This is a genomic window from Exiguobacterium acetylicum DSM 20416, assembly GCF_000702605.1.
In the GTDB taxonomy this organism is placed as follows: Bacteria; Bacillota; Bacilli; order Exiguobacteriales; family Exiguobacteriaceae; genus Exiguobacterium_A; species Exiguobacterium_A acetylicum.
Genome location: NZ_JNIR01000001.1, coordinates 549,776 through 567,804 on the forward strand (window position 1 = coordinate 549,776; position 18,029 = coordinate 567,804).

Below are 18,029 nucleotides of genomic sequence, written 5' to 3' on the forward strand. Positions count from 1 at the left end.
AATTTTCAGATAACAATCAACAACAAATTAAAATAAAATTTTAAAACTTAATAAAGTTAGCTAAATGTTAGGAGTTAAAAACTTTGTAGGTGAACGAAAAAACTGTCGCTCTCGGTATCGAGAGTGACAGTCAAGGAAAGCTAAATCATCCATATTGTAGCAACTGTTCGTATAGGTCATCGAGTTGCTGTTGGATGCTTTTAGAAACGGTATCAGTTGGTTTTTCACGTTTTGCTAATTTCCGTTCAAGTCGCTCAATCTGCACTTCCAGCTCGTGTTGCGACAAGCGCTTTGGTTTTCGAGGGGGTACGTGGAGTGAGGAAGCCGTAGCGAACTCGGTACGCTTCTGTTGGGCGTACGTATACGAACCATGATAGCGTGTCAGACCATTTTCGAGCCACAGGATCTGCGAGAAAAGACGATTCAAGAAATAGCGGTCGTGTGAGACGGCAATCAATGTACCAGAAAAATTCTCGAGTGCTTCTTCAAGCGTCTCTCTGGATTCAATATCGAGATGGTTCGTCGGCTCGTCGAGAATTAAGACATTGATCGACGAATGGACGAGGACGGCGAGTTGCAATCGCACACGTTCGCCTCCGCTCAGTGACAAAATGGACCGGAAGACAGTCGGTCCAAAGAATAGGAACCGGGCAAGGATATGGCGTGCCTCTGCTTCCGGAACGGCAATTCGTTGTCTAAACCAGTCGATTAACCGCGCGTCCTCCTCGAAATGGGCATGCTGGGACAAGTAACCGACATGATTTGATGGTCCACGCGTGAGTGTGCCCGCGTCCGGTGATAATTCGTCAAGCAACAGTGAGAGCAACGTCGATTTCCCGCTCCCATTCGTTCCGACGATCGCGATACGATCCTGTGCCATGACTTCGAACGAGACGCCATCAAAAATAGGACGGGTTCCATAAGCAAACGAGAGCTCTTCAGCGCGAAAGACGACTTGGCTCGTGTGATCGGTGGAGGAGAAGGAGACATCAGCGGTTTTGGCTTCGAGTTGTGGTCGTTTAATCCGCTCGATCCGCTCGAGTGCCCGCTCCATTGATTTCGCTTTACGGAATAATTTCTCACTCGGTGGAGACGCTTCGTTTGCCCATTGCCGAAGACGACGAATCGCTTCCTTCATTTTTTTGATTTTTTTCTGTTGCTCTTGATACGCATGGAACTGCTCGAGCAGACGGCGTTCTCTCTCGACGACGAACGCGCTGTAGTTCCCTATATAGGCTGTCAGTTCACCATCTTCGAGCTCAACGATCGAAGTGACGACGGCGTCCAAGAAGACCCGGTCGTGAGAGACGAGCAGGATGGTCCCTGTGTAGTCCCGCAAGAACTGCTCAAGCCATTCCACGGCAGCTAAATCGAGATGATTCGTCGGTTCGTCAAGAATGAGCAGATTTGGTTCCATGAGTAACATGCGACCGAGACAAATCTTCGTCTGTTCACCACCGCTCAACTGGTGGAAAGGACGCGTGAGTAACGGACGTAAGTGTAATCCGTTCACCATGCGCTCAATCTTCGAGTCGAGCAGGTAGCCATCCTTTTGTTCGAACGCATTCGTCGCTTCCGCATATCGCACGAGTAGTGCATCGAGATCATCTGGTGCTGTCGCCATCATCTGCTCCAACTGTTGCATTCGAGAACGAATCGCGAGAATGTCTGCAAACGCTGTCCAAAGGACGTCGAGTCCGGTCATCGTCTCACTATAAACAGGAAGTTGTTCCAAGTAGCCGATCGTCAAACCGCTTTTTTGATAGATGACACCACCGTCCGGTTGCTCGAGGCGAGCAAGCAAGCGGAGTAATGTCGTTTTGCCACTCCCGTTTCGTCCAATCAGACCGACGCGGTCGTGTTCGTTTAAGAAGAGGGAAACGTCCGCTAAGATCGTCTCGCCTCCGAATTGTTTAGTCAGGTGTTGAATGTCGCAAATCATCATCAATTGTTCCTTTCGCGCGCATCAAAAAAGGAGAGCGCAAATAGCACTCTCCCTAACGTGTGAAAGATGCGCTTTGCTGTATTTTTCATTCATGAAGTTCTAAAAAAGGACAGACGGGTGCCTTAGAACGCCATTCCATGAAAAATCGCGCGCAACAGATACAATTGTTCCATTAACCAGTGTTTGCACGCGGCAAAGTCCATCTTTTCACACCACCTTTCGTTTCAGATACATCTAGTCTACTACTATTTTTTCAGTTACGGAAGTCTGAATTATTTGAACACGCCAGCGATCGAACTGAAGAAGTCACTTAACCCATCGAATAGTTTAGCGAAGAATCCTTTCGTCTCTTCTGATGTTGCGAACGCGTGGATGTCTTGCCCCGCATTTTTCAATCCACTCTCGATTTGTCCCCAGTTGATGTTCGCTTGCTCCATTTGATTGAACAGATTCGTCAGCCGGTCCATTTGTGTGTCAGACAACTGGATATTGTTGTTTTGAATGACTTGGACGATCAAATTTTCGATCTCGACTTTGGTTTCTGGTTTTTGATTGGCGATCTCAGCCTTGATCTCATTCATCAAGTCAGCGACCTTATCCGTTCCGACGGTTTTCCCGACGTCTGATGTGACCGATAATTCTTGCTGTGCTAGATCCTTGCGTTCGTCACTTAACTTAATTCCGGTCTCGGCAGAAGTTTGATCGTACGCCTTCATGATTCCTGTCAGTGCCGATGTCCCGGTGACCTTGTAAGGGGAAGTAATCGTAATATCGGCATCTTTGATCCCAGCCGTGACGAGAGCGTTGAGATACATATCCTTCGTCACCCACGTGATGTTCTCCGTTGAGACGGAGAGTCCATCTCCTTTTTCCGTCAGTTCGATTTTAGCCGACGAATACATGTTGCCGCCTTTTTGCGACTGTGGGATGTTTTTCCCGAGATATTTTTCCTCGTCAGCAGAAGTTGCGATGATCGGTGTGATCCCTTCCGGTGCATTGAGACGTGAAAGCACCCATGCTTTATCTTTTGCGCCGAGCGACTCCCCGAGTGTGACGATCGTCTGATCGACGACTTGTTCGGCGGATGCGGCTGTTGGGAGTAATAAAGCAGAAGCGATAACGGCTGATGCCATGATTTTTGTTGGTGTATGCATAATGAAATCCTCCAATTGTAAGTAACAGAATGAATTATAGTATCAGGTACTAAATTTAGTGTACGGTAACGATGTCTGTTCGGAATCGGTCTGCAGATGGAGACGGTATCCGTCTTCTGACACTCCATAGTATAGCGAAAAAAGGACAACTTGACTTCCGTTTTCAGCATGCTATAGTGGATGGGAATCGAATAATGACCACTAGGGGAGTCAGTAGGCTGACTGAGACGAACGAAGACGTTCGGACCCTTTGAACCTGATTAAGTTCGTACTTACGGAGGGAAGTGGCGTCAAGTCTTGTTCTTCTTGCGCCATGCCCGTGTGTTTCGGGGTGGTGTTTTTTTCGTTTCATACCAAACGAGGAGGATGAGATCATGACATTCACACAAGAAATCAAACAAGCGGCGCAAGCGTATTGGGATAGTAGTTTTACGCACCCATTCGTTCAAGGAATCGGAGAGGGGACGTTACCGCTCTCGAAATTTCGGCATTACGTCATGCAAGATGCCTACTACTTAAAACACTTTGCGAAGATACAGGCGAGAGCAGCGTCAAAAGCGGACGAATTTGCAACGATCGCAACACTTGCCGAGCATGCGACTTCGACTTACGAGGCAGAGTTGAGCTTACATCAATCATTTTTTGAGCCGCTCGGTATTACGGAAGCAGACCTTGAAGCATTCGAACCGGCACCGACAGCATATGCGTACGTCTCGCACATGCATCATGCAAGCGAAGGGACACTCGGTGAGACGATTGCTGCCATTTTGCCATGTTACTGGTTGTATTACGAAGTCGGGCAACAATTACTGACGTATACTCCGGAAGAAAAAATCTATCAGCAATGGATCGACACGTATAGCTCGGAATGGTTTGAAAAGGTCGTCCTTGAACAGATTGCACGGCTTGATGCGCTGTCGGAGCAAGCGAGTCCGACGGAACGCGAGCGGATGAAACGTCATTTCGTGACGAGTTGTTACTATGAGTTACTTTTCTGGCATATGGGATGGACGGAAGAGACGTTCACGTCGGTTTACGAAACGATTCCAGCACGGACGGTATCTTCTTGAATTGCTAAATGGTAGAATTAGGAATACCATCTAGTGAAAGTAGGGATTGGAATGGAAATCATCGTGATCGCACTTGTGATCAGTGCGGCATATGCTGTACAACGAATGCTTGGTAAAATCAAAGTAAGATTTATTGGATATATCATTCCGATACTAATCGTGTTGTCCGGTATATCCGCTTCGACGCGTAACTTTAAGGTAGCGTATAGCATGGGGAGCTATATTTCTGCTGTTCTTGTCATCGTCGTCTATGCACTACTGACTTATTGGTTATACCGCGTCTACCAGCGTGCGAAAGAAGAAGCTGAATATCCGTATCAATCATTAAAAGACCGAGGCATCCTTTAAGGAGCTTCGGTCTTTTGGTGTATCACGTCATCATTTCTTCCAGTTTTTAAAGCCGTCACCGAATTTAAGATGCAGTTGATCGGTAAAGATACCGTTCTGAAAGACCGGTACATCAACGGGTAAAGTGCCTTGCGGTTTGAACGTTCCGAAGATCGCTCGGATACCTGCCGGCAGGTTCGGTCCCGCTGATTTCAGATTGCCTGCTTCGGAGTCTGGACCGTTTGGGTCGCCTTTGAAGCCATATACGAGGACGTGCGCCGGTGCATCTGGTTGAACGGCGACATCGTATGGGTTACGGAGACTGAGTAGGACGGATGGTGTATCCGTTTGTTTCGCATAGCGGAAGATTGAAGCCGGAATCGCTTGTTCTGGTGCGGTAGGCAGTAGTTTAGCACTCGTATTGACGTTTGAGCCGACAATGATATAGTCCGCTGCATCGAGTTGCGCTCGGAGGGTTGGATTTTGTTCAAGTGGTAGCGTAGTAGCCGAGTAATTCGCTGTCGTCACATGCCAGTTCCGATTCTTCGGTAGGGAAGCAATCGTCTTTTTCATGCTGTCCGTTTGATCCGCCGCAGGGGCGATCACAAGGACGTTGGCATTCTTTTTCGGTTTGAATGGTAATGTCCGCTGATCATTTTTCACGAGTGTGACGGCGGCTTCCGTCATCGTACGTTCTTTTGCTTTATGCTCGGGACTACCGACGATTTGATTCGCTTGTGCGATTTTTTCAGCTAGGGATGTCGTATTGGTCGTACCGTTCCATATTCCGCGCTCTGCCTTTAGTGTCAGAATCCGTTCAACCGACTGATCGATCCGTTCCTCTGAAAGGCGACCGTCTTTGACCGCCGCAATCACGTCCTTGAAAATCTGGTCGAGCTTTTCGACATCTTGTTCGGAACGAAGAATCGTCGGCATGAGCGCGATGTCGACACCGGCGTCAAACGTCTTTAAGACGGCTTCTGATTCCGTGAAGTTATCGACGATCGCCTGCATGTTCAGTGCGTCCGTAATGACGATGCCATCGTAACCGAGTTTTTCGCGTAGCACACCTGTGATGACGTCATCCGACAACGTAGCAGGTAAAGGGAAGGTACCGTTTTTCGATGTGACGACTTCAGGTTCGATTTGTGGCATTCCGATATGTCCCGTCATGATCATATCGATGTCTTCAGCGATAGCTCGTTTGAATGGAACGAGCTCGACTTGTTCTAGCTCCTGCAGGGAGCGGTCAACGACCGGTAAGCCATAATGGGAATCAGTTGCCGTATCGCCGTGACCCGGGAAGTGCTTGGCGGTCGCCGCAACGCCTTCATCCTGAATTCCCTTCATCAAAGCGGAACCGAGTGTACCGACGAGCTCCGGATCACTCGAGAACGAGCGGACACCGATAACGGGATTTCCAGGGTTGCTGTTGACATCGAGATCCGGACCGAAGTTGACATTGATGCCGAGCGCACGCAGTTCGGAACCGATGATGTGACCGGCATCACTCGCATATGTACTGCTGCGGGTCGCTCCCAACGCCATGTTGCCAGGTAAGTTCGTCCCTGTTCCGAGCCGAGTGACGATGCCCCCTTCTTGGTCGATCGTGACGAAGAGCGGAATATCGTTACTGTCGTCTTGTTTGACGACTTCTTGCAGATCATGAACGAGTTTCGTCGTCTGTTCGGTTTCGCTGACGTTCTCAGCAAACAAGGTGACGCCACCTAAATCATAGCGGTCGATGATGTTCGCGACTTCTGGGGCAAGCGATGTATGATTGCTACCATTCCACTGCCGGAAGTCGGGCATGATCATTTGTCCGATTTTTTGTTCGAGTGTCATCGTGTCGATTTTTTGACTGATCCGATCGGCTGAAGACCCTGCCTCTGCCATGACAGGCAAACTACTTGAGACAAGTACTGCTGCGAGTCCTGCTGTTAACGTGAACTGTCCGATTTTTTTCATGATGTATGTACTCCTTTAGTCAAACCGTGACTGGAATTCTTTTCAATACGGACAGTATAGCAAGGGGATTATTTTAAAACAATATTTTATATGTAAACGATTTCAAATTGAAATAAAATTAAATAAAAAAGTGATTCCCCTGAAGAGGAATCACTTTCAAGTAAATTCGATCGATTGATTAGCTATAGCGTTCCACGATGTTTGTCAGCTGACGTTCGACAATCGATTGATCTTGCAATTCACTATTGGACAGACGCAATTTGATCATCGACTCATCCGCACCAGCCATTTCACTGAATAATGATCCGAGACTGTGCGCACGACGGTCGACTTGGACGATTAAATCAATCCCAGATCCGTCTTGAAGCATGATGATTTCGATCTCATCCAGTTTATGAGCGTAGTGTGTATTGCGAGCTGAATACTCAAGCTCCTGAGCAATCGGTAAATCTTTCCGGAATCGTCCAGGTAATTTTTCCGTGTCGGCTTTTTTCAATCGGAAGCCAAGTGACTCCATGGCATCTAAGACTGTTGCTTGGTAACGGTTTGCTTCGACGATGACGGCGTCACGGTCCGATGGATCGACGGCTTGAGCGATGTCGAGACCCGTCTCGATCCACGATTTCGATTGGCTGACCGAGAGTGGCGTATTCAGTGGCACGCGTAGTGTAAAGGGAATTTCCCGCTCGACACCCGCTTCGATCGTGAACTTTGCTTCATTTAAAGCAAACCGGTCGAGCGTGAAGGTCGTAAATGTCGTGCTATCATTGACTTCTTGTTTGTACTGCGTGTTGAATTCAAGATAAATCCGGTCAATTTCTTGATCGACGTTTCCGCCCTTGATATGGACGACACCGTGGATTTGACCGCCTGGTTCACAGCGATCATCCGTCAACCGTGTGTCGACCGTTGCGGCACCGATTCCGATTTGTGAGAGAATTTTTTTGAACATGATGAATTCCTCCTTTTGATTATGTGCGAATGATGAAGCGTGTAAACTTGTCGAACAGGTACGAATTTGCTACAGTTTCGAAAGAACATCAGAAAAGGACGGGACGACTAGTGGAACTACATGAATTAAAAGCGAGCCTTGCCTCGCAAATCACGCAAGGAACACTGATCCATGCAACGATAAGTAATCCGCGTCAAAAATCAAATGATCTCCGACGAATCAAGGTAAAACCGATTCTATTAAGAGATACGGTGATGATGCAGGTTGAGTTTCAATTTGAACGCGTTATGAAGCATGAAAATATTTTAATGGACGATTTCGTCGGGCGACTCGATGACTGGTTCACGGAATTCCGCCAATTCTTATTCCGTTTTGAAGAAGAAGAATGGCAGTTCCAGCTCTCGAAAAAGATGAAAGTCGCGCTCAAGACATCCAAAAAGGAACCGATGAAAGCTCTCTTGTCGCATGACCGAAAAAAACCTATCTATTAGAAGACGGTGTGCCGGTTCCGTTTCTGATTCGCCTCGGCGTCATGACGGAAGCGGGACAGGTCAAAAAGCAAAAGTACGATAAGTTTAAACAAATCAATCGCTTCCTTGAATTCGTCGAGGATAGCATTGCTGCCTTGCCAAAAGGAAAAAAACTTCGGATCCTAGACTTCGGTTGCGGAAAATCGTATTTGACGTTCGCTCTCTATCATTATCTAAAAGTCGTCAAAGGATTTGACCTCGAAGTGACAGGTCTTGATTTAAAGAAAGAAGTCATCGAAGAATGTACACAAATTGCGCGTGATCTGGATTATACCGATCTAACATTCCGCGTCGGGGACGTTCATGATTACACAGGGGAGACGGAAGTCGACCTGATGGTGACACTCCATGCTTGTGATGTCGCAACCGATGTCGCACTCGCGCGAGCTGTCGACTGGAATGCATCAGTCATCCTGAGCGTACCGTGTTGTCAAAAGGAATTGAACCGTCAACTCGACTGTTCGCCACTCGATGTCATGCTCCAGCACGGACTGATTAAAGAAAAATTTGCATCACTTGCGACAGATTCGATTCGTGCCGAGTTATTGACACTCGTCGGTTATGAAGCGCAACTCCTCGAATTCATCGACCTCGAGCACACACCGAAGAACATCTTGATTCGCGCCTATAAACAAAATAAACGACCAACAGAAGAAAAAATCGACCGCTACATCGCGTTCCGTGATTTGTTGCATGCCCGTCCATTTTTAGAAAGTGAATTAAGCGGCAGACTTGGACAGATTTCACCGAAACTCGTACAATAAGATGGAGAACGAATCAAAGGAGGCAATACGATGGATTTCCAAATGTATTTTGAAGATGTTGTCCAAACAGCCCGCAAAGAAGCGCAAGCTGCTGGATTTGAAGAATTAACGACGCCAGAGAGCGTGGATGAAGCAATGAAACGCGAAGGGTTAACACTTGTCCTTGTCAATTCTGTTTGTGGATGTGCTGGCGGGATCGCCCGTCCTGCTGCAGCGTACGTCAATCGGAAAGAGGGAATCAAGCCCGATCATTTCGTCACGGTATTCGCTGGACAAGATCGCGAAGCGACAGACCGTGCACGTGAATACTTCGAAGGTTATCCACCTTCATCTCCATCATTTGCACTAATGCAAGACGGAAACATCCTCTCGATGGTTGAGCGGTTCGACATCGAATCGTTCACGGCAGAAGAGGTCGTCGAGAAACTTGAATCATTGATTGAAATCTACGCATAAGCAAAGAAGACTCCTGATAAAGGGGTCTTTTTTTTGCGCATTCATGAGATTAAAATAATAAATTTTTAAATTGAAAGCGTTTGCAAAATTGTATAAAAAGTCATTTATGCATGATTTATGAATAGAAAATTAAAAAAATTTATATATTTATGCTTTACAGTGAATAAATATTCGTATATCCTAAAAGCAATAGAACAGGTCAGGCTTTTCGGTATTGAATTGGACATACACATAAGTCATACTATTGTTAAAGTTCTGACAATTGAGCGTTGGAAGGGGAAAACTCGAATGAAAAAATTATTAGCAACGGCAATGGCAGGCATTCTGGCAGTCACGATGGCAGCATGTGGCGCGTCGGAAGAATCAACAGGTGGATCAAGTAAAAGTGATAAAGTATTGACGATGGGAACGTCAGCGGATTACTTCCCATTTGAATACATCGATACGAAAAAAGGAGAGGACATCGTCGGATTCGACGTTGCGATCGCCAAAGAAGTCACGAAAAATCTCGGGTATGACTTAAAAATCGAAGACATGGAGTTCGGTAGCTTACTTGGTGCCCTCAGCTCAGGTCGTGTCGACTTCGTCATGGCGGGCATGACACCAACAGAAGAGCGGAAGAAAAACGCTGACTTCACGGATATCTACTTCGAATCAAAAAACTTAGTCATGACGAAAGATAAAGCCATTAGTTCGGAAGACGAACTCAAAGGCAAAAAAATCGGTGTCCAGCTTGGTTCCATCCAAGAGGGACTCGCAAAAGATCGCTTTAAAGACAGCGAAGCGGTTCCTTTAAACAAAATCCCAGAAATCATTCAAGAATTAAATACAGGTCGGATTGATGCCCTCATCATCGAGGATGCAGTTGCCGTCAAATACATGGATCAAGATGCATCCCTGAAAACGTACCAGATTGAAGAAGATGGTCCAGCTGGTTCAGCGATCGCCTTCAAAAAAGGGGACAAGATGCGTGACGATTTCAACAAAGAGTTGAAGAAGATGATCGACAGTGGTGAAATCGATAAATTGGCAGAAGAATGGTTCCAAAAAGAAGCAAAATAAGTCAAGTGCATGGGGGTGGGGGTAACCTCATCCCTTTTGTGCGACGTTAGGAGATTGATTATGATAGACTTTACAAAGATTCAAGATTCAATTCCATATATTCTCGAGGGGATTCCGGTCCTGTTCCAAGTCGTCATCGTGGCGGCCATTGCCGGGATGCTGATCGGAATCGTCGTCGCGGCACTGAAAATCACGAAGAGCCGGGTTCTCCGTTTCATCGGTCATGCCTACACGGCGATCTTCCGGGGAACACCACTGATCTTGCAACTGGCGATCGTCCACTTCGGATTACCGCAACTGACAGGGTATGTCACAACAGGATATCAATCGGCAATCATTGCCTTCTCCCTAAACTCCGGAGCGTATATCTCGGAAATCATCCGGGCAGGGATTCAAGCTGTTGATCGTGGACAGTGGGAAGCGGCGGATGCGCTCGGTATTTCGTATTTCAAACAACTCCGTTCGATCATTTTACCGCAAGCCTTTAAAAATATCCTTCCTGCGATCATGAACGAATTGATCACGTTGACGAAGGAATCAGCACTCGTCTCGACGGTCGGTGTGCTTGATGTCATGCGTCGTGCGCAAATCGTCGGAGGAGAAAAGGCGATTTATTTCGAACCGTTATTGTTTGCCGGATTCGTATATTTTGTTCTCGTCATGGGATTGAGCTTGATAGGCCAACAAGTCGAAAAAGCTATGAGAAAGAGTGGGTAATCAGATGGAACCTATGATCCAAGTCACCGATTTGCATAAGCAGTTCGGAAAATTAGAAGTATTAAAAGGTATCTCGACGACGGTTACACGCGGTGAAGTCGTCGCTGTCATCGGACCGTCGGGATCCGGTAAATCAACATTTCTGCGGTGTATCAACTTACTGGAGCAACCAACGAGTGGAACAATCATCGTCGATGGTTTCGAATTGACGAAACCAAAAGCAAATATCTCAAAAGCACGTCAGAACATCGGGATGGTGTTCCAACAGTTCAACTTGTTCCCGCATAAGTCCGTTCTCGATAACTTGACGTACGCACCGATTAACGTCCTTGGTATCTCAAAGGATGAGGCAGTTAAACGGGCGGAGACGTTACTTGAGCGTGTCGGTCTAGCGGAAAAACGCGATAATTATCCGAACCAGTTGTCAGGTGGGCAAAAACAACGGGTCGCGATCGCCCGTGCGCTTGCGATGGAACCGAACGTCATGCTGTTTGATGAACCGACGTCCGCTCTTGACCCGGAGATGGTCAACGAAGTTCTTGACGTCATGAAGCAGCTGGCTGAGAGTGGGATGACGATGGTCATCGTCACACACGAGATGGGCTTCGCGAAAGAAGTTGCGGATCGTGTCCTGTTCCTCGATGAAGGAATTTTGATGGAAGAAGGTTCACCGATTGAACTTTTCGACAATCCGAAGACGGACCGGGCGAAAAAATTCCTCGAAAAAGTTTTATGATCACAGTACGCTAACTCTGAAAAGGGTTAGCGTTTTTCGGTTTTTTAGTATAGAGGGGGATAAAATTGAAAAAACTACTGGAAGGTCACCACATCCGGCTGACGCGTTTTCAACGGGAAGATACCGAAGTGATGCAACGTCTACTTGACGATGTAACGTTTGCCCGTCATTTTAGTGCGACGCCATACCGCCATTTATCGATGGACAAGGTCGAACAGATGATGGCGACAGATGCACCGGAAACATTCCGTTTTGCCATTCGCAATTTTGAAGATGAACGGATGATTGGCGTCGTTGCACTGGAAGATATTCTATTTACACACGGAACGGCATGGCTGATGATCGAAATCGATCCGGATTGTGAAGGGCAAAGGTATGCGACGGATGCGCTACAGACAATCCTCGAATACGCCTTCTTAGAGCTGAACCTGTACCGGATTCAATTGACGGTCTTTGAGTATGATACACGTGCGGTTAAGCTGTACGAACGCCTTGGATTCGTACAGGAAGGAAGATACCGTGCCTTTTTACGACGAGACGGAGAGCGGCATGACATGTTACTTTATGGATTACTCGAACCAGAATGGAGGAATCGACAATGATTCAAGAAACAGAAATCTTCGTCCGGTCGTTTCACGCGACGGACTTTTCAGGTCATGATTATGCCCATATCGAACGGGTTCGTCGTTTAGCGTTACATATTGCCAAACAAGAAGGCGGAAACGTCAAAATCATCGAACTATCTGCCTTACTTCATGACGTAGCAGATAGCAAACTCGGGGGAACGGCAGAGAAGGTCGCGACCTTCTTGCAAGGAAAGGTGACGGAAGAAGAACAGGAACAGATTCTAGCCATCATCACGAGCTTGTCCTATAAAGACGGGACACGCCCTCCAATGCGGACAATCGAAGGGAAAATCGTCCAGGATGCTGATCGTCTCGACGCGATTGGTGCAATTGGAATTGCACGAACGTTTCAGTTCGCTGGTCGGTTCGGAGAGCCGATGCATGTGCCTGGACTAGCACCACGAGAGCCCGGTGACCGAACGGGAGAGACGAGTGCCCTGAATCATTTTGAAGAAAAGTTATTCCGACTAAAAGATTTAATGAATACGAAAGCAGCACTTCATTTAGCAGAGGAGCGGCATCGCTATATGGAAGAGTTTGTTGCTCGGTTCAAGCAAGAGTGGGACGGTACGACAGACAGCTGAAGACCGATTTTCGAAATGACTAAAAAACAATGCGCGTTTCCGACTAAGCTTACGGAAAATGCGCATTGTTTTTGTTATTAACTGAGGATAATTGCTGTAATCAACCCAAGTGCTGCGAACAGACCAACGATCGCACCACCTTCCTCGTGAGCTTCCGGCATCATCGTCGAAGCGAGCATCGCGATGATCCCACCGCTTGCGAAGCCACCAATCATGGCAAACTGCATGTCCGGGAGTTCTGCAAGAATCGTGTAGCCAGCGAGAGAAGCGAGAGCGGAAATCAACCAGACGACTCCCCACATCAGCAATACTTTATTCTTCGAGAAGCCATCTTTTCGCAAACCGGTCGTACTCGATAAACCTTCCGGAATGTTACTGACGAAAATGGCCGCGACGAGTGCCGCGCTGACATTTCCGGATAACAGACTGGTACCGATCATGATTGATTCAGGGATCGCATCAAGGATCGTCCCGAAGAAAATCGCCGTTCCCGTGCCTTCGTTCCCACCAGATGAGCGTTTTCGTTTACTCGCACCGCGTGACGAAACGAATAGGTCGAATCCTGTAAAGACGAGTGCTCCGACGATGAAGGAAATCGCGACAACGAGTGTCGTTGACTTCTTTAATGCTTCATCGAGTAACTCAAACGTCGCTGCTCCAATCAAGATGCCGGTCCCAAACGACATGATATAGCCGATCAGTCGTTGTTTTAAGGGTAAGTACAATCCAAACAGGGCACCGATGACGACGGCACCACCTGCTAACGCTCCCCAACCGAACGCTTCCCACATACGATCGCCTCCTTCTTGTCCTTTCTACCTGTTCTAGATAATTCATAAACATAGCGAAAAGAAAGAAAAATAGTTCGAGACGCATGCAAGGGACTGACTCAAAAAAGAATGACGCGTCTTTTCACGCCTTTTTCTCAGGCGAGACACAAGATCCTGTAGGAGTGACGTGAAACGCGTCATTCTTATCTTTGTGGAGACTGACTTCTTGAGTCATTCCATCTCAATCATTAGAAAGGTTGTTTATTTAACCAATGACCACCGTCAAGAGCGATACATTCTCCGTTCAAGTAGCGGGCTTGATCTGACACCATCCACGTTGCAAGTATTGCGATCTCTTCCGGTGTCCCGAATCGACCGAGCGGGACGTTGCGACGAATTCGTTCCGCGTGTTCCGGTGATAAAGCAAGTTTATCAGCACCACCTGTCCGTTCAATCGGTCCCGGACTGATTGCGTTGACACGGGCTTGATATTTATAACCCCACTCGACGGCAAGCGTTCGCGTCAAGTTCAGGACACCGGCTTTCGCAGCAGCGCTCGGAGCGACACCAGCGCCGGCTTGCCACGCATAAGATGCAACGATGTTGACGATTTGTCCGCCAACGACTTGATCTTCCTGCCATCCTTTGACCAGAGCGTGACAGCAGTTGAATGTCCCGTTGAGGACGATATCGATGACCGTTTTCCAGCCGTTCGGTGATAACTCGTCGGTCGGACAGATGAAGTTCCCGGCAGCATTGTTGATCAATGCTTCGAGACGACCGAACCGTTCGCGTGCTTGATTGACAGCAGCCAGACAAGCGTCTGCGTCACGGACATCCATCTGAATCGTCAGATGTTCGCCTTGAATCTGATCCAATGCTTCATCCATCAGTTGCAAGCGTTCCGCGTCGCGTCCTGTAACGACGACGTTCCAGCCGGCTTCCTTTAAGGCGAGCGCCATCGCTTTCCCCATTCCGTTTGTTCCACCCGTCACCATGATCGTTTGTGTCATATAGATTCCTCCTTTATGTAATGAATGAACAGCCATTCATATTCTTTATTCAAAAAAGAAGGAGCGAACTCCTTCTTTTTTGAACTTATTGTGTTGCAAGAGCTGTATCTGTTAAGACAGGAACGACTTGTTTCTTACGTGAAACGACACCTTCGAGGTAAACAAGGTTGTTCGTCGCTTCAAGACCGTAAGCACGTTCAACGAGGTTCGCTTCTTTCCCGAGGACGAGTCCGACTGAGTTGTTCGTCAAGATGTCCGTGACGATGAAGACGAATAGATCAAGACCTTTTGCAAGGATGACTTCGTTGATTGCTGTTTCGAGTTCTTCTTGGCGAAGCAAGACTTCTGCTGTATCGACCGTGTTGACTTGAGCGATTTCGACTTTGAGTGTTCCCATCGTGAATTCTTTTGCATCAAGTGAGATCAATTCAGGGACCGATTTCTTCGAGAGATCAGCTCCAGCTTTGAGCATCTCAAGACCGTAGACGTTCGCATCGACACCAGCGATTTCTGCGAGTTCACGCGCTGCGATGATATCTTGCTCCGTGCAAGTCGGTGATTTGAACAGAAGCGAGTCGGAAATGATTGCGGACAGCATCAAACCAGCGATTTCTGGTTTGATTGCAACACCATGCTCTTTGTAGAGCTTGTTCAGGATCGTTGCTGTACAGCCGACCGGTTCAGCCCGATAGTAAACAGGATCTGATGTCTCAAAGTTTGCGATTCGGTGATGGTCGATGACTTCTGTGACAGTCACAGCATCGATATCGTTCGCACTTTGCTGACGTTCGTTGTGGTCGACTAAAATGACGTGTGATGCTTCCGTTGCGACTTCTGTCACTAGACGTGGTGCTGTCACTTTGAACGTATCGAGTGCGAATAACGTTTCATCATTCATTTCACCAAGGCGGATGGCTTCGGCATTGACACCGAGTGCTTTCTTTAATTCTGCATAAGCGATTGCCGATGTGATCGTATCGGTATCAGGATTCTTGTGACCAAATACTAAAACTTTTTCCATGACGTGTTCACTCCTCAATGATTGTTGTCTCGCCCTATAGTGTATCATATCTCGGATTTAGAAAGCGTTCATTTTCACCATGATACCAGCGATTTTTTCACTCCAGAAGGGGTCTGACGCGTAAAAGACGTTCATCCCTTTTTGTTTGTTTCCGAGGTACGCGCCACGGTAATAGCGACCGTCCCGATCGAGATAATCCTTTGCAATGAAACGACCGGTCTGCTGAATCGAGTCCGTCAAGGATTTATAGACTGTCGCATCTTCTCCCGGCGCGGAATCGGTCGCATTGACGCCGAACAAGTTATTTTTCTCGCGGGCAATCTCCGACCGTCCATAATCGGATTCGTGGATGGCGTGTGCGAGTAGATAGGCCGCGTTGACACGGTATTTCTTTTCAACGGACTTAAAGACTTTTCCTTTACCGATCAAGGGGCTGTCCGGTGCTTGCTCCTTGATGAACGCATCGAGTTGTTTGGCACTGAGGCGCGTCGGCTTCGTCAAATCACGTGTTAATGTCTTCGATTCAACATATTTTGTCGTCCGAGGCGTCGTTTTCGTCGCTTCACCGGCAACGATCAGTCCACCAAGTCCGCTGTCCGCGACGATGTAGTGAAGGAGACGATCTCCTTTCGTCTGATAATACGATGCATTCGAGACTCGTTCTGCCGGGAACGGACGTAAGCGGTCCGTTGGGACATGACCCGTCACGCCGGCGATGCTGACACGACTTGTCTGTTCACCGAACTCAAGCAACTGGACACGTGTGCCGGAAGCGACGTACGTGAGCCGTTTCTTTAACTCAGGATCACGATGAATCGATAGAATACCACGATCATCGACGATCCCAGTACCTGGTCCACCGAGGTAGACGTAGCGGTCGTCCGATGAACGCTTGACAGCACCACGCTGTCCCGCGTACTGCTTCGCTTCGGCGAACGTCTGGAAGTCTTGCTCGTTGATTTTGCCTTTTTCATAGCGCTCAGCCGTATAAGGCGCTGGTGGGGTTAAGACAGTCTTCGGTTCCTCGCGGAGCCAAAAGAACAAGAGAACTCCGATGAGGAAGAAAAAAAGTAATCCTTTTATCGAACCGGTCCGGCGCACGGGACGACCGGGGCGGATAGTGCGTGTCGTCAAAGTAAATCACGTCCTTTAAAAAGCAATGGACATTCCTGTCCAACGTAGGTAGTCTAACAAAGAAAAACAAAAGGGGGTGAACCTGTTGCAAATCGGTTATCGTACGCTGAAGACAGCGGTCGCTGCTGCGCTCGCGATGTGGATCGCAGAACAACTCAAGCTCGACTATTACGTCTTCGCTGCCATCATCGCCATCTTGAGCATCCAGTCGACACGAAAGAAGACGTTCCGGTCTTCTTACGAGCGCATCATGGCATCATTACTTGCCATCGTGCTCGGATTTATTCTATTCGAAGTCATCGGCTATCGTCCGGTGACGTTATTGATCTATTTCATTTTATTCCTTCCATCCGTGCAACGCCTCCGACTTCAGGACGGTTTCATCACGAGTGTCGTCATTTTGACCCATTTGTATACGGAACGTCAGCTTAACGCGCACATCTTATTGAACGAATCCTTATTGCTTGGCATTGGTGTTGGTGTCGGATTACTTGTCAACATGTACATGCCAAGTCTTGATTTATTGATTGACGACCGGCGAGAAAAGATCGACCAACGAATCGCCGCCTTATTCTTCGAAGTCGCCGCTGCGATCGAGACAGGGCGGGTCAATCATCATGCGTTGACGCTTGACGAGACAGAACGTCTGTTACGTGAAGGGAAGGATGCCGCCTTAAAACGAATGGGAAACGCGATCGGTCGTCGGAACGATGATGAAGATTATGCCTACTTCCGGATGCGCGAACAACAATTCGAGTTACTACGCGGTATCGTCCATCATGCCGAGGAACTCGTCCTCGTCGTCGAAGAAGGAAAAAAAGTCGCCGACTTCTTTCGGACGATTGGTGACAATGTCCGACCTGAAGCCGACGCAATGGTGTACATTTCAGAACTAGAGGCATTATTGACACGTTTTCGTGCCTCTGCCTTACCCGTCACGCGGGAGGAATTCGAGGTCCGCTCTGCCTTACTGCACATGCTACAAGAAGCGGAGCAATATTTACGTTTAAAACAACGCTACGTTAATCAAAAGAAATAAAACATCGTCGAAGCGAACGTACCGATCAGGAAGATTGCTAAAATCCCGATTGTTGTCCATTTAATGATGCGTTGTTGTTTCGATGGTTTTGCCATATCCACTACTCCTCTCTTACATCAACTGATTAATGCCATTGTACAAACAACCTTTCAGAAGTGCAA

At 47.6% G+C, this 18,029-nt stretch carries 17 protein-coding genes, 1 pseudogene and 1 riboswitch; of the genes and pseudogenes, 10 read left to right on the forward strand and 8 right to left on the reverse strand.

Translation table 11 applies throughout. The features are described from left to right. Positions 1 to 145: 145 nt before the first annotated feature. Positions 146 to 1,945: a ribosomal protection-like ABC-F family protein gene (abc-f, locus tag P401_RS0102800; protein ID WP_029341124.1), complete on the reverse strand. Its 1,800-nt coding sequence runs from the start codon at positions 1,943 to 1,945 to the stop codon at positions 146 to 148. Between the two features lie 272 nt (positions 1,946 to 2,217). Further along, entirely contained in the window at positions 2,218 to 3,099 is an 882-nt protein-coding gene (locus tag P401_RS0102805) for a DUF1002 domain-containing protein (protein ID WP_029341125.1), read from the reverse strand. A 193-nt stretch (positions 3,100 to 3,292) separates the two neighbouring features. Beyond that, a riboswitch (TPP riboswitch) is annotated at positions 3,293 to 3,399 on the forward strand. Positions 3,400 to 3,473: 74 nt separating this feature from the next. Here P401_RS0102805 and tenA point away from each other — a divergent pair. Further along, on the forward strand, positions 3,474 to 4,169 hold the full coding sequence (gene tenA / locus P401_RS0102810) for a thiaminase II (RefSeq protein WP_034785925.1): 696 nt from the start codon (positions 3,474 to 3,476) through the stop codon (positions 4,167 to 4,169). A gap of 51 nt (positions 4,170 to 4,220) precedes the next feature. After that, a complete protein-coding gene (locus tag P401_RS0102815; protein ID WP_152548166.1) occupies positions 4,221 to 4,517 on the forward strand; it encodes a hypothetical protein in 297 nt (98 codons plus the stop codon). A gap of 30 nt (positions 4,518 to 4,547) precedes the next feature. Here the strand turns inward: P401_RS0102815 and P401_RS0102820 are convergent, their stop codons facing one another. Further along, positions 4,548 to 6,464, reverse strand: a complete 1,917-nt coding sequence (locus tag P401_RS0102820; RefSeq protein ID WP_029341128.1) for a glycoside hydrolase family 3 protein — start codon at positions 6,462 to 6,464, stop codon at positions 4,548 to 4,550. Positions 6,465 to 6,642: 178 nt separating this feature from the next. Then, a complete protein-coding gene (locus P401_RS0102825; protein ID WP_029341129.1) occupies positions 6,643 to 7,416 on the reverse strand; it encodes a sporulation protein in 774 nt (257 codons plus the stop codon). A gap of 110 nt (positions 7,417 to 7,526) precedes the next feature. Between P401_RS0102825 and P401_RS17465 the strand changes: the two are divergent. From P401_RS17465 to P401_RS0102860, 7 genes and pseudogenes are all read left to right on the forward strand, one after another. Continuing rightward, positions 7,527 to 8,710: pseudogene (locus P401_RS17465) on the forward strand (class I SAM-dependent methyltransferase). A 30-nt stretch (positions 8,711 to 8,740) separates the two neighbouring features. Beyond that, positions 8,741 to 9,166 (forward strand): BrxA/BrxB family bacilliredoxin, encoded by a 426-nt coding sequence (locus P401_RS0102835; protein WP_023467616.1) that lies wholly within the window; start codon positions 8,741 to 8,743, stop codon positions 9,164 to 9,166. A 288-nt stretch (positions 9,167 to 9,454) separates the two neighbouring features. Beyond that, the gene (locus P401_RS0102840; protein WP_029341130.1) at positions 9,455 to 10,228 is read left to right on the forward strand and encodes a transporter substrate-binding domain-containing protein; all 774 of its coding nucleotides are present in this window, start codon (positions 9,455 to 9,457) and stop codon (positions 10,226 to 10,228) included. Positions 10,229 to 10,285: 57 nt separating this feature from the next. Next, on the forward strand, positions 10,286 to 10,945 hold the full coding sequence (locus tag P401_RS0102845) for an amino acid ABC transporter permease (protein ID WP_029341131.1): 660 nt from the start codon (positions 10,286 to 10,288) through the stop codon (positions 10,943 to 10,945). 13 nt (positions 10,946 to 10,958) lie between these two features. Further along, positions 10,959 to 11,681 carry an amino acid ABC transporter ATP-binding protein gene (locus P401_RS0102850; protein ID WP_029341132.1) on the forward strand — a complete coding sequence of 241 codons (723 nt, stop codon included), beginning with the start codon at positions 10,959 to 10,961 and terminating at the stop codon, positions 11,679 to 11,681. Positions 11,682 to 11,746: 65 nt separating this feature from the next. After that, positions 11,747 to 12,283: a GNAT family N-acetyltransferase gene (locus P401_RS0102855; protein ID WP_029341133.1), complete on the forward strand. Its 537-nt coding sequence runs from the start codon at positions 11,747 to 11,749 to the stop codon at positions 12,281 to 12,283. Next, on the forward strand, positions 12,265 to 12,891 hold the full coding sequence (locus P401_RS0102860) for an HD domain-containing protein (RefSeq protein WP_029341134.1): 627 nt from the start codon (positions 12,265 to 12,267) through the stop codon (positions 12,889 to 12,891). Before P401_RS0102855 ends, P401_RS0102860 begins: the two co-directional genes overlap by 19 nt. Positions 12,892 to 12,968: 77 nt before the next feature. Here the strand turns inward: P401_RS0102860 and P401_RS0102865 are convergent, their stop codons facing one another. From P401_RS0102865 to P401_RS0102880, 4 genes are all read right to left on the reverse strand, one after another. Beyond that, complete coding sequence (locus P401_RS0102865) at positions 12,969 to 13,682, reverse strand: ZIP family metal transporter (RefSeq protein WP_029341135.1); 714 nt, start codon at positions 13,680 to 13,682, stop codon at positions 12,969 to 12,971. A 227-nt stretch (positions 13,683 to 13,909) separates the two neighbouring features. After that, positions 13,910 to 14,674, reverse strand: a complete 765-nt coding sequence (fadH, locus tag P401_RS0102870) for a 2,4-dienoyl-CoA reductase (protein WP_029341136.1) — start codon at positions 14,672 to 14,674, stop codon at positions 13,910 to 13,912. 85 nt (positions 14,675 to 14,759) lie between these two features. Beyond that, positions 14,760 to 15,695 (reverse strand): manganese-dependent inorganic pyrophosphatase, encoded by a 936-nt coding sequence (locus P401_RS0102875; protein ID WP_029341137.1) that lies wholly within the window; start codon positions 15,693 to 15,695, stop codon positions 14,760 to 14,762. 57 nt (positions 15,696 to 15,752) lie between these two features. Next, positions 15,753 to 16,829 carry an N-acetylglucosaminidase gene (locus P401_RS0102880; protein ID WP_029341138.1) on the reverse strand — a complete coding sequence of 359 codons (1,077 nt, stop codon included), beginning with the start codon at positions 16,827 to 16,829 and terminating at the stop codon, positions 15,753 to 15,755. 76 nt (positions 16,830 to 16,905) lie between these two features. Here P401_RS0102880 and P401_RS0102885 point away from each other — a divergent pair, with 76 nt between their 5' ends. Next, complete coding sequence (locus P401_RS0102885) at positions 16,906 to 17,868, forward strand: aromatic acid exporter family protein (protein WP_235147627.1); 963 nt, start codon at positions 16,906 to 16,908, stop codon at positions 17,866 to 17,868. Positions 17,869 to 18,029: the final 161 nt, after the last annotated feature.

Coding starts and splice junctions, on each gene's coding strand:
- abc-f (WP_029341124.1), bottom strand. CDS start 1,945: ATGATGATTTGCGACATTCAACACCTGACTAAACAATTCGGAGGCGAG.
- P401_RS0102805 (WP_029341125.1), bottom strand. CDS start 3,099: ATGCATACACCAACAAAAATCATGGCATCAGCCGTTATCGCTTCTGCT.
- tenA (WP_034785925.1), top strand. CDS start 3,474: ATGACATTCACACAAGAAATCAAACAAGCGGCGCAAGCGTATTGGGAT.
- P401_RS0102815 (WP_152548166.1), top strand. CDS start 4,221: ATGGAAATCATCGTGATCGCACTTGTGATCAGTGCGGCATATGCTGTA.
- P401_RS0102820 (WP_029341128.1), bottom strand. CDS start 6,464: ATGAAAAAAATCGGACAGTTCACGTTAACAGCAGGACTCGCAGCAGTA.
- P401_RS0102825 (WP_029341129.1), bottom strand. CDS start 7,416: ATGTTCAAAAAAATTCTCTCACAAATCGGAATCGGTGCCGCAACGGTC.
- P401_RS0102835 (WP_023467616.1), top strand. CDS start 8,741: ATGGATTTCCAAATGTATTTTGAAGATGTTGTCCAAACAGCCCGCAAA.
- P401_RS0102840 (WP_029341130.1), top strand. CDS start 9,455: ATGAAAAAATTATTAGCAACGGCAATGGCAGGCATTCTGGCAGTCACG.
- P401_RS0102850 (WP_029341132.1), top strand. CDS start 10,959: ATGATCCAAGTCACCGATTTGCATAAGCAGTTCGGAAAATTAGAAGTA.
- P401_RS0102860 (WP_029341134.1), top strand. CDS start 12,265: ATGGAGGAATCGACAATGATTCAAGAAACAGAAATCTTCGTCCGGTCG.
- P401_RS0102865 (WP_029341135.1), bottom strand. CDS start 13,682: ATGTGGGAAGCGTTCGGTTGGGGAGCGTTAGCAGGTGGTGCCGTCGTC.
- fadH (WP_029341136.1), bottom strand. CDS start 14,674: ATGACACAAACGATCATGGTGACGGGTGGAACAAACGGAATGGGGAAA.
- P401_RS0102875 (WP_029341137.1), bottom strand. CDS start 15,695: ATGGAAAAAGTTTTAGTATTTGGTCACAAGAATCCTGATACCGATACG.